We start from the raw sequence: 10,590 nt of genomic DNA on the forward strand, positions 1-10,590 counted from the left end.
TTGAATTTGATTTCATACTTTTAAAATAAATTAAATGTCTATGCGTTTTAAAAAGTATCTTCTTATTCTTCTCCTATTATATTATGGAAATTCCTTTGCTTGTAAGTGTAGGGAATTTGAAAAAGAAATAATGGTCGAAAGAGGATTAGAAAGTGCAGATATCGTTTTTTATGGCGAATTGATAAAACTAGATACAATAAGTAATACTTATGCATTTAAAATTATTGAATTATTTAAAGGCAATTATGAACCAAAGACAATAACTTCATTCTCCGAATCAAATTGTGATTTTTATTTTAACGAAAAAGGTTTATGCATCATTTATGCTAATTTTAATAAAAATAAAACTTTGATAAATATTAGTGCTTGTAGTCCATCACAATCGATGGATTTTGGACCTGGTTTTCCTCCTATTCCATTTGAATTTGATTCAGCTGGTAAAACTGTTCCAAAAAATGAAATTGAAATGAAATTATTTGATTTAGAAAACAAGAACAAGTCTTTAAGTACTTTTATTTACCAACTTGAAAAATTAAGACAATACAAATTGGCACAAAACACCATTACAACTCAAATGAAAAATGATTTTAGCGATAAAGCCCTGATTATTTCCCTAATTGTCAACGCTATACTTTTATTAACTATTATCTTTCTAATTGTTAGTAAAAAAACCTCAAATAACCGAATTACCAAATAACCAAACCAACAAAAATTCTATATTTGTAATCCGATTAAATTCTATGGAACAATTTGTAGTATCAGCCCGAAAGTATCGTCCCCAAACGTTTAAAGACGTTGTTGGACAACAGGCTATTACCAATACTTTACTCAATGCCATAGAAAACAATCACTTGGCTTCTGCCCTATTGTTTACCGGACCAAGAGGTGTTGGAAAAACTACTTGTGCGCGTATTTTGGCCAGAAAGATCAACCAACCCGGTTACGATGATCCGTTTGAAGATTTTGCATTTAATGTCTTCGAATTGGATGCTGCTTCAAACAACTCTGTGGATGACATCAGAAATCTGATTGACCAAGTTAGAATCCCGCCACAAACCGGACAATATAAAGTGTATATCATTGACGAGGTGCATATGTTGTCTTCGGCGGCGTTTAATGCGTTTCTGAAAACGTTGGAAGAACCGCCAAAGCACGCGATATTCATTTTGGCCACGACCGAAAAACACAAAATCATTCCGACTATATTGTCGCGTTGTCAAATATTTGACTTTAAACGCATTACCGTAAAAGACGCTAAAGAACATTTGGCAGAAGTAGCGACTAGTCAAGGTGTGGTTTTTGAAGACGACGCTTTGCACATTATTGCTCAAAAAGCTGATGGTGCGATGCGTGATGCTTTGTCGATTTTTGACCGCGTGGTTTCTTTTTGCGGCAACAATTTGACCCGTCAAGCGGTGACAGAAAACTTAAACGTTTTGGATTACGAGACATATATCAACATCGCCGATTTGATTTTGGAGCATAAAATTCCGGAAGTCTTGTTGGCTTATAATGATATTTTGTCTAAAGGTTTTGACGGACACCATTTTATTGCCGGATTGGCTTCGCATTTCAGAGATTTATTAGTTGCCCAAAACCCTGCGACACTTACTTTATTAGAAATGGGTGAAGCGGCACAAAAACTTTACGGACAACAATCACAAAAAGCAACACAAGAATTTTTACTTAAAGGAATCAACTTGGCGAATGATTGTGATTTAAAATACAAAGTTTCCCAAAACCAACGCTTGTTGGTTGAACTCACGCTGATGCAAATAAGCTCTATCACTTTTGATGGAGAAAAAAAAAAGTTGACTTTATAATTCCACCTACTTATTATCGTAGAAATGATTATTCGATTGCGGAAGTAGTTAAGAAGCCTGAAGTAATTCAGATTCCAGAAAGCAGAGCGCAAAACGCAGAAAGCTCAATTCAAAAAGCTGAAGAAGTTCAACTTAAAGAAGAAGTTATTGTTCATCAGACAACAGACAACAGTCAACCGACAACCGAGAACTTACAACCTACAATTTCTGTCATCCCGAGCGCAGTCGAGGGACAACCCAAAGTTTCCGCTTTATCACTTGCCAGTATTCGAGCCAAAAAAGAAATGGCCGAAGCCCATAAATCTGTTGTAAAAGACACGGTTCATTTGCCGAACGAACCTTTTACCGAAACCGAGATGTTGGAACAATGGTTGAAATATGCCCAACGGATGGAAGACAAAGGGTTTCGTATCATTGCTTCGTTGTTAACCATTAACGACCCAATTCTTGACGGCACGACGATCATTCATGAATTGCCGAATGAGAGTTCAAAAATAGATTTTGAAAAAGAAAAACCTGAAATTTTAGGTTATTTGCGTGGTAAACTTCACAACCACGACCTTACCATTACTGTAAAAGTCAACGAAACTTTGGTAGTAAAAAGAGCTTTTACCAATCAGGACAAATACAACCGCTTGGTAGAAATCAACCCGAATTTAGAGTTATTGAAAAAGATGTTTGATTTGGATGTTTAAAGCGTTCCTTGATACATCGCTTTTACAATTCCATCAGCCAAACCAATTTTTGGCACAAACAACTGACGTGCGCCACTCCATTTCATCGCATTCAAATACACACGCGTTGCCGGAATGATTACATCGGCACGGTCGGTATTTAAAGCTAATTCTGCAATTCTTTGTTCGTAGGTTAGCGAATTCAAGTATTGGTATTGAGAATTTAAATATAAATAAGACAACGGTTTGTCTTGCATTTTGCCCGACAATTTGAACAACTTATTAATGTTACCGCCGGAACCGATGAGGATTACATTTTCGTATTCGGCGGTGTTGGCTTTAATCCATTTTTCGATTTCTTCCCAAACGATATCGCTTACCATATTGTTCAGCATGCGAACGGTACCAATTTTAAAAGATTTGGACGCGACCATTTTACCATCACTAAACAAAGAGAATTCAGTACTTCCGCCACCTACATCTACATATAAATAGGTTTGATCTGTTTTAAGGAAACTATGTAAATCGGATGAAGCGATGATGGTAGCTTCAATTTTACCATCGATAATATCAATATCAATGTCGCATTTTTCACGAATGGTGTTTGCAACTTCTTTCCCATTGTAAGCTTCTCGCATTGCTGACGTAGCGCAAGCTTTGTATTTTTCAACCTTGTACACTTTCATCAATAGTTTGAATGCTTTCATGGCATCCACCATTCTATCAATATTATCTTCTGAAATTTCGCCTACCGTAAAAGCATCTTGCCCGAGACGAATGGGCACCCGAATCAAGGCACTTTTATTGAATTGCGTTTCTTTGTCTTTTTGTTCAACAATATTGGTAATGAGCAATCGCATGGCATTGGAACCAATATCAATGGCTGCATATTTTTTAATGGATATCATTCGCTTTATAACTTATTGCTTTGTTTATTTGTTTTGATTTCACAAAAATCCAATCGGTCACGATAGTAATTATAGGTTTCAAATTGGGCACGGAAAATTGCTTCTCCTTCTTTGCGAACTCTGTATTTATTTTCGAATTTTTCAGAATGGAATCGGGCTTTTACATTTCCTTTCCAACCTACATTAAAGGTATCGATTATCTGCTTTTTGATTTCTTCATCATAAATCGGACACGTTACTTCTACACGACCATCAAGGTTTCTGGTCATAAAATCGGCAGAAGAAATATAGACTTCCGGATTGTCGTCATTGCAGAAAATATATGAACGCGTATGTTCCAAAAGATAATCTACTATACTAATCGCTTCAATATTTTCACTCATGCCTTTCACACCGGGAATTAACGAACAAATGCCTCGAACTTGCAATTTGATTTTTACACCGGCATTACTCGCTTCATATAATTTGTCAATAATTGGATAATCAGAAAGACTGTTCATCTTTAAATTAATATAAGCCGGACGACCGGTTATGGCGTTATTGATTTCGCGGTCAATTAATTTGTAAAACTTGGATCGTGTATAATGAGGTGAAACAATCAGGTGTTTGTATCGGTGAATTCTATAGTTGACATCAAAGAAATCGAATATTTTAGAAACGTCTTTTAATATTTGTTGGTGACTGGTAAACAAAGTCAAATCGGTATAAATTTTGGCCGTAGTTTCGTTGAAATTTCCTGTCGAAATAAAGCCATAACGTTTCACTTTTCCGTCTTCTACTCTATCGATGACGCAGATTTTACTATGCACTTTTAAACCTTTGATTCCAAAAATCAATTCGATTCCTTCCTGTTGCATTTGTTCGGCATAAGAAATATTACTGGCTTCATCGAATCGGGCTTGTAACTCAATTTGAACCGTAACTTTCTTTCCGTTTTTAGCAGCATTGATTAGCGAACTGATGATTTGAGAGTTTTTGGCCAAACGGTATAAAGTAATTTTAATGTTGGTTACTTTGGGATCCAATGCGGCTTCGCGAAGGAATTTAATCAAATAAGAAAATGACTGAAATGGTGCGTTAATCAGGTAATCTTTTTTGGCAATTTTATTCAAAATACTACCATCGAGTGACAAACCTTCTACCGGAAGTGGTGCTTTAGGTTGGTATAACAAATCAAATCTCCCTAAGTTTGGGAAGTTCATATAGTCGCGACGGTTGTGGTATCTTCCGCCGGGAATTATACCATCGGACTTTTCGATTTCGAGTTTATTCAGGAAAAATTTAAGCGTGTCTTTTTCAATGGATTGGTCATATACAAAACGTACCGGTTCACCGATTCTGCGGTCTTTTACCGAAGAGGCAATCTTTTCGAGCATACTTTTACTCATATCACTGTCAATATCGAGTTGCGCATCACGAGTGATTTTAATCATGTGTGCTGAGATACTTTCGTATTCGAAAATATTAAATATACTGCTCAAGTTATAACGAATAACATCATCCAACAACATCAGATATTGTTTACCGTCTTTGTCCGGAAGTTCCACTATTCTGTTTGTGTTTTTCGGAATTTCAATGATAGCGTATCTGATTTCGGGTTTGGGTTTTACCCAACCGAGCATCTTTGGTTTTTGCTCGACTTTCATTACTAATTTAACAGCCAAATAACCCGAAGCATCTTTTAACAAAGGGAATTCTGCTAAGTCATTTAAGATAATTGTCACCAATTCAGGACTGACTTTTTGGATAAAAAAATCTTTCACAAAATTTTCATGTTCGCCGGTAACTTCCTCTTCATTGATAATAATGATGTTTTGCTTGACCAATTCTTTTTCAATATTGGTAAGTACTCTTAAACTTTCTGCTTGTTGTTTGATTACAATTTCGGTAATTTCTTTAACGAGTTGTTGGGCTGAAATCCCGCCTAATATCTTTTCGCCTGAAACACCGGATAAACTCAAACGGCGAACAGCGGCGAATCGCACGCGGAAAAATTCGTCTAAATTATTGGAAAAAATACCGATAAACCTAAGTCTTTCTAATAAAGGAACGGATTCATCTGCCGCTTCTTGTAATACTCTGGCGTTGAATGCCAACCAACTCTTTTCTCTATCTATATATCGAAAACTATTTTCTGTGCTCATAATTATTTCAAATCTCTGGGGAAAACAACTTTTTTAGTAGTGCCTTTTTCGATGTTATTCCAGCTTACACTATCAAATACAATAGCAACAAAACCGGAAGTGGAAACATTATCAATCATAATATTTCCAAATTTATTGACAAAATTCGTAATAGCCTCATTATGTCCGAAAACAATTAAATGGTCACATTGATTAGAGCATGATTTTATAATTTGTTCTAATTTTCTGTCATCGAAAGTGTACAATTCTTCTTTAAAAATGACACTTTCTATAGGAAATGACAAGTTCTGTGCAAATATCATAGCGGTTTCAGCGGCTCGTTTGGCAGCACTACTCCATACTAAAAAAGTTTTAGGAAGATGATTGCTGATATTCGAAGATACCAAATGAGCATCTTGAATACCTCTACCCGTTAATGGCCTATCAAAATCATGTAGAGGCGCGTCCCAACTGGATTTTGCATGTCTAACCAATATTAATTGTTTCATGATTAATTACTACAAATTGTTTGATTGCATAAATTTAAGTTTTTAAAGCTTATGGTTAACTTTTATTTTAAATGATTTTTTTAACACGAATCAAAAATCGTTTTAATGAACTCATTATCTATGACTTAGTGAATAATAAAAAAATAGTTAAAATAACTTTATATAAATAAATGTTAAATCCATAAAAAAATTATAAACAATCAATTGTTAATTAATATTTGTAGTAATTAACTTTATAATATAGTTAATTACTGTATTTTATCTATGTTTTTATGCATTTTATCGATATTTTTTTTGGTGAATTAAAAAAAACAATCTACTTTCGAACTGTTAAACTATTATCAAACTGAAAAAATCATCCTTAAAACCCCAAATGTCATGTCAAAAATTTATGTTGAAAAACGAAAAAAAACGATTGTAAACTGAAAAAAATGCAAGAAAAGTGTCATTTAATCGAGTTTTCAAGTTGTTTGTAGAGAAAATTGAGTCTGTTGTTGCATTGTATATAATTTAGCGGTCAATAGTATAACCCAAAATATTATAACTTCAATATGCCTACAACTTTTACTTCAAGCCCGAAAACTAAATTTTTTAAAAAATTATTCTACTAAATCTAATTGTATGAAATCAAAAATCATCACCCTAACTGTGCTTTTTCTATGCAGTTTAAATGTGTTTGCACAAACCTTATCTGAGGATGTTGCAAATGAATCATCAACTTCTGTGATAGAATTAGATGCTTTTTTAGCACCTCCGTCACAATCATTAAGAGTTGCTGGTCCAACTTCAAGCGTCACACTTCTGAATGTCAGAAATGTTAAAGAATTAGTGTACACGACACAACCCTCAATTTATTATTATGGAGCTGAGGTGAAAGTATATGGAGATAAGCCGAGAAATCTGTTTACGGATTTAAATTCTTTAAACAACTTGAACAATTCAATTTTATTGAAAGATAATATTGAAATCATAACTATCAATTTAGAAAATGTAAGTCAGTTGAATAATTCAATCAATCTGAACCTTCTATCAGGATTCAAAAAATTAAAATACATATACTTCTCTACGTCATTTGATGTAACTAGTGAAAATGTCTCAAACATGATCTCTGGAGAAAATGAAAAGTACATGATTTTTTATAAAGTTCAGAAAGGCGACAACAATCAATAATATTGATAAAAATAATCATTATGAAGAATTTATACATCCCAAAAACAAATTTTAAACTGAATTACGCTATTGTGATTATGGTATTTCTATTAGGAGTAACCAGTAATGTCAATGCTCAGGTTAAAAAAGCTTTTACCCAAAGAACTTCACAATATACTCCAACCAAAAAGATTTATAATGTGAAAGGTGACTTTACCATGTTGGGTAACACCAATTTGACGCCGCAAAATTATGGTGCAACCACAAACAACAATGGCCAGTTTATGACCTATGTTGATATTGATGGAGATCCTAATACATTCAACTCGTCATCCTCTACTTTGACATTGTCATCAGAAAATGGTGCTATTCCATCATGTTCGAATATTGTTTATGCAGGTTTGTATTGGACTGGAAAGTCATCCTCAAACAGCACTTTCAATGTTACCAAACAAGTAGCAACAGGTACGCAATCAATTAACAATAATTTGAATGTAATTCACAATCAAAATATTAACAACACCAACTACTCACTTTCTGTGACACGTGGTGGGTCTAATGGAAATCGTCACCCTATTTATACTTTCTCAGGGAACGGTAATACTTATGCTTTCAGCTTTTTCAACAGTTCTGCTACCAATAGAGTTACTTTATCAGTGAACGGTGGTAGCTCTGTAAATATCCCTGTGACTGTAAACGGATCTGGAACTGAGGCAACACTTAATTCTCCCTATGTAATAACGGATGGTACTGTTACTTTAACAATAAAAAAGTTAATCCGTAATGCAGGGACTAATCTAGGGACAACTGATACTCAAAACTTTTCAAATGCTGATGTCAATGTTTCAGGTACAACAACTGTTTTTAGTAATATTACAAAAGCATTCAATAAAAGAGTAGTTTCCTTGAAAGGACCTACAGCTTCTGGTTATACTCAAATCACTGCTTCAACGAATGACATTTACTATCCGTCAGGAAGTGATGATGATATTTATTCAGCTTATGCTGAAATTACCGATTATGTAAGAACAAACGGCATAGGACAATACACTGTGGCTGACATGGCATTATTAGAAGGTAATGTTGGTGGAACTGGATACTCAGGTGGATGGGGAATTATTGTTGTCTATGAAAACAGCAAAATGAGATGGAGAGATGTAACAATCTTTGATGGTTATGCATATGTAGCCTCAACCAATACATCTGGTTTTGATTTACCGGTTTCAGGTTTCAACACAGTTCAAACCGGAAATGTAGGAATGAAGCTTGGTGTAATGGCAAGTGAAGGTGATGTTAGTTTTACAGGTGACTATTTCAGAATTAGAAATTTAAACACTACTAACTATACTAATTTAAGTCATACAGGCAATGCCACAGGGAATTTCTTTAACTCCTCCATCAATGTAGGAGGAACCAGAAATCCTAATTTAGTAAACAATACCGGAATAGATATTGCCATGATTGACATTCCAAATACAGGAAATTCTATCATTGGAAATAATCAGACATCTACCAATTTTAGGTATGGGACCACTTCAGATACCTACTCTATATTTACGATTGCAATGTCTGTTGATGCTTATGTTCCAGAAGTTGAAGGGCTTATTACAGCAACAACTATGAATGGCGCGCCTGCTGTACAACCATACTCGCTTCAGCCTGGACAAGAGGCCGGATTTAGTGTTGACATAAAAAATATTGGTAGTGAAGCAATAAATAATTATAAATTAATTATTCCTATTCCTTACAACGCAACTTATGTTGCAGGAAGTGCCTCCGGTATCGTGTTTAGTCCACAAAACACTCCAACTCCAAACAATATTTCCTTTAACCCTAGTTTAGGTGTAACAGGATCGCTTGTATGGGATTTTGGAACACTTGTTTTACCTGCTAATAGCAATACTGTATTGGCTAGATTAACATTTAGATTAAAAGCCACAACAGATTGTTCAATTTTAAACAATTCAAGTTGTTCAAGCTTGATTGCAATAAATGGAAACTCTACAGGTATCGGTAATACAACCTCTGTAGCGTTAAACAACTCAAACTTGATTCAAGGTTATACTTCAAATGGAAGTTGCGTCGGAGAACCAATACCTACTCCAATAAACGTTGGAATTAATGGTGCTAGTTATGTTTCTGAAAACTGTCCTAACACCAACATTGTTAGAAATTTCACTTATTGTAGCTCTAACACTTCAGTTGGTACTTCTGAAATTGCTTCAAATTTTCCACCAGGTTCATTATTTTACAATGAATTCCCGGTAACTATTAATTCAATACAATATTCTGACAGTAATCCAATTCCTCTTGTTGCAGGTTCAACCATTAATTATTTTGCTGTTCCAGCAGGTGGTGGAAATGGTTGTAATTTTCCTTTCACGATTTCAAAATGTCCTCAAATCATAGCTCAAGATGATACTTTGAATGGTGGAAACGGGACAACTGGAAATACAAATATCGGCAATGTTTTAAGTAATAATGGCAATGGTACTGATACTGTAAATGGTGTTGCTGCTCTTATAAGTCAGGTAACCATAACTGTAGTTACTCCTGCGACTTCAATCGGAAGTAATCCTGTACCTGTTATTAATACTACAACCGGACAAGTTTCTGTACCTCCGGGAACCCCAGCTGGTGTATATACCATAGTTTATCAAATTTGTGAAATAAATAACAATAGTAATTGTGACTCAGCTACTGTAACAATTACAGTTACTAGACCTATTATCGATGCGGTCAATGATGCCGGGGCTCCTATTGTTGGTGCTAATGGTGGTCAGTCTTTGACTAACGTATTGGCAAATGATACCTTAAACGGTAATACTGCAACTTTAGCAACTGTTAACTTAACTCAAGTTTCAACAACTAATTCCGGAGTTACTCTTAATCCTTTAGATGGATCTGTAAATGTTGCGCCGGGAACTCCTTCAGGTTCTTATACAGTAACTTACCAAATTTGTGAAAAAATAAATCCAACCAATTGTGATACAGCTATTGTAACTGTTAATGTTACCAATGCTCCTATCAATGCCGTGGATGATAATGGAACGCCGATTGTTGGTGCTGTTGGTGGTCAGTCCGTGGCTAACGTTTTAGTTAATGATACCTTAAACGGAAATCCTGCTACACTTAGTAATGTAATCCTTACTCAAGTATCAACTACAAACCCTGGTGTTACTCTTAATACTACAACGGGTGCAGTGAATGTAGCTCCTGGAACTCCTTCTGGCTCTTACACTTTGACATACCAAATTTGCGAAACTTTAAATCCAACCAATTGTGATACAGCTATTGTAACTGTTAATGTTACCAATGCTCCTATCAATGCTGTGGATGATAATGGAACGCCGATTGTTGGTGCTGTTGGTGGTCAGTCTGTGGCTAACGTTTTAGTTAATGAT

8 protein-coding genes are annotated in these 10,590 nt (G+C 35.0%); 5 read left to right on the forward strand and 3 right to left on the reverse strand.

Annotated elements, in window-relative coordinates; genetic code table 11:
- Nucleotides 1-40 precede the first annotated feature (40 nt).
- The 3 genes from B3C16_RS05665 to B3C16_RS05675 all read left to right on the forward strand — a co-directional run bounded on the left by B3C16_RS05665 (nt 41) and on the right by B3C16_RS05675 (nt 2,518).
- Entirely contained in the window at nt 41-697 is a 657-nt protein-coding gene (locus B3C16_RS05665) for a hypothetical protein (RefSeq protein WP_291129707.1), read from the forward strand.
- A 43-nt stretch (nt 698-740) separates the two neighbouring features.
- Nucleotides 741-1,823, forward strand: coding sequence for a DNA polymerase III subunit gamma/tau (dnaX, locus tag B3C16_RS05670; RefSeq protein ID WP_291129709.1), 1,083 nt, complete (start codon nt 741-743; stop codon nt 1,821-1,823).
- 284 nt (nt 1,824-2,107) lie between these two features.
- Nucleotides 2,108-2,518: a DNA polymerase III subunit gamma/tau gene (locus B3C16_RS05675; protein ID WP_291129711.1), complete on the forward strand. Its 411-nt coding sequence runs from the start codon at nt 2,108-2,110 to the stop codon at nt 2,516-2,518.
- Here the strand turns inward: B3C16_RS05675 and B3C16_RS05680 are convergent.
- Genes B3C16_RS05680 through B3C16_RS05690 form a run of 3 tightly spaced genes read right to left on the reverse strand, consistent with a single transcriptional unit; the run spans nt 2,515 to nt 6,037 of the window.
- Complete coding sequence (locus B3C16_RS05680) at nt 2,515-3,405, reverse strand: rod shape-determining protein (RefSeq protein ID WP_121313515.1); 891 nt, start codon at nt 3,403-3,405, stop codon at nt 2,515-2,517. The two genes, B3C16_RS05675 and B3C16_RS05680, sit on opposite strands and share 4 nt — an antisense overlap.
- A gap of 5 nt (nt 3,406-3,410) precedes the next feature.
- Nucleotides 3,411-5,549, reverse strand: coding sequence for a polyphosphate kinase 1 (gene ppk1 / locus B3C16_RS05685; protein WP_291129714.1), 2,139 nt, complete (start codon nt 5,547-5,549; stop codon nt 3,411-3,413).
- A 2-nt stretch (nt 5,550-5,551) separates the two neighbouring features.
- Nucleotides 5,552-6,037 carry a SixA phosphatase family protein gene (locus B3C16_RS05690; protein ID WP_121313513.1) on the reverse strand — a complete coding sequence of 162 codons (486 nt, stop codon included), beginning with the start codon at nt 6,035-6,037 and terminating at the stop codon, nt 5,552-5,554.
- Between the two features lie 621 nt (nt 6,038-6,658).
- On the opposite strand from B3C16_RS05690, the gene B3C16_RS05695 reads away from it, so the two are divergent.
- The gene (locus B3C16_RS05695; protein ID WP_121313512.1) at nt 6,659-7,207 is read left to right on the forward strand and encodes a hypothetical protein; all 549 of its coding nucleotides are present in this window, start codon (nt 6,659-6,661) and stop codon (nt 7,205-7,207) included.
- A 20-nt stretch (nt 7,208-7,227) separates the two neighbouring features.
- Nucleotides 7,228-10,590: beta strand repeat-containing protein (locus tag B3C16_RS05700; protein WP_291129717.1), on the forward strand; the 3,363-nt coding region annotated here is incomplete at its 3' end.

Source organism: Flavobacterium sp. UBA7682 (assembly GCF_002482945.1).
Taxonomy (GTDB): domain Bacteria; phylum Bacteroidota; class Bacteroidia; order Flavobacteriales; family Flavobacteriaceae; genus Flavobacterium.

Excerpts from the sequence above, each read along its gene's own strand:
- B3C16_RS05695 (WP_121313512.1), top strand. The coding sequence starts at position 6,659 with ATGAAATCAAAAATCATCACCCTAACTGTGCTTTTTCTATGCAGTTTA.
- B3C16_RS05690 (WP_121313513.1), bottom strand. The coding sequence starts at position 6,037 with ATGAAACAATTAATATTGGTTAGACATGCAAAATCCAGTTGGGACGCG.
- B3C16_RS05675 (WP_291129711.1), top strand. The coding sequence starts at position 2,108 with ATGGCCGAAGCCCATAAATCTGTTGTAAAAGACACGGTTCATTTGCCG.
- dnaX (WP_291129709.1), top strand. The coding sequence starts at position 741 with ATGGAACAATTTGTAGTATCAGCCCGAAAGTATCGTCCCCAAACGTTT.
- ppk1 (WP_291129714.1), bottom strand. The coding sequence starts at position 5,549 with ATGAGCACAGAAAATAGTTTTCGATATATAGATAGAGAAAAGAGTTGG.
- B3C16_RS05680 (WP_121313515.1), bottom strand. The coding sequence starts at position 3,405 with ATGATATCCATTAAAAAATATGCAGCCATTGATATTGGTTCCAATGCC.
- B3C16_RS05665 (WP_291129707.1), top strand. The coding sequence starts at position 41 with ATGCGTTTTAAAAAGTATCTTCTTATTCTTCTCCTATTATATTATGGA.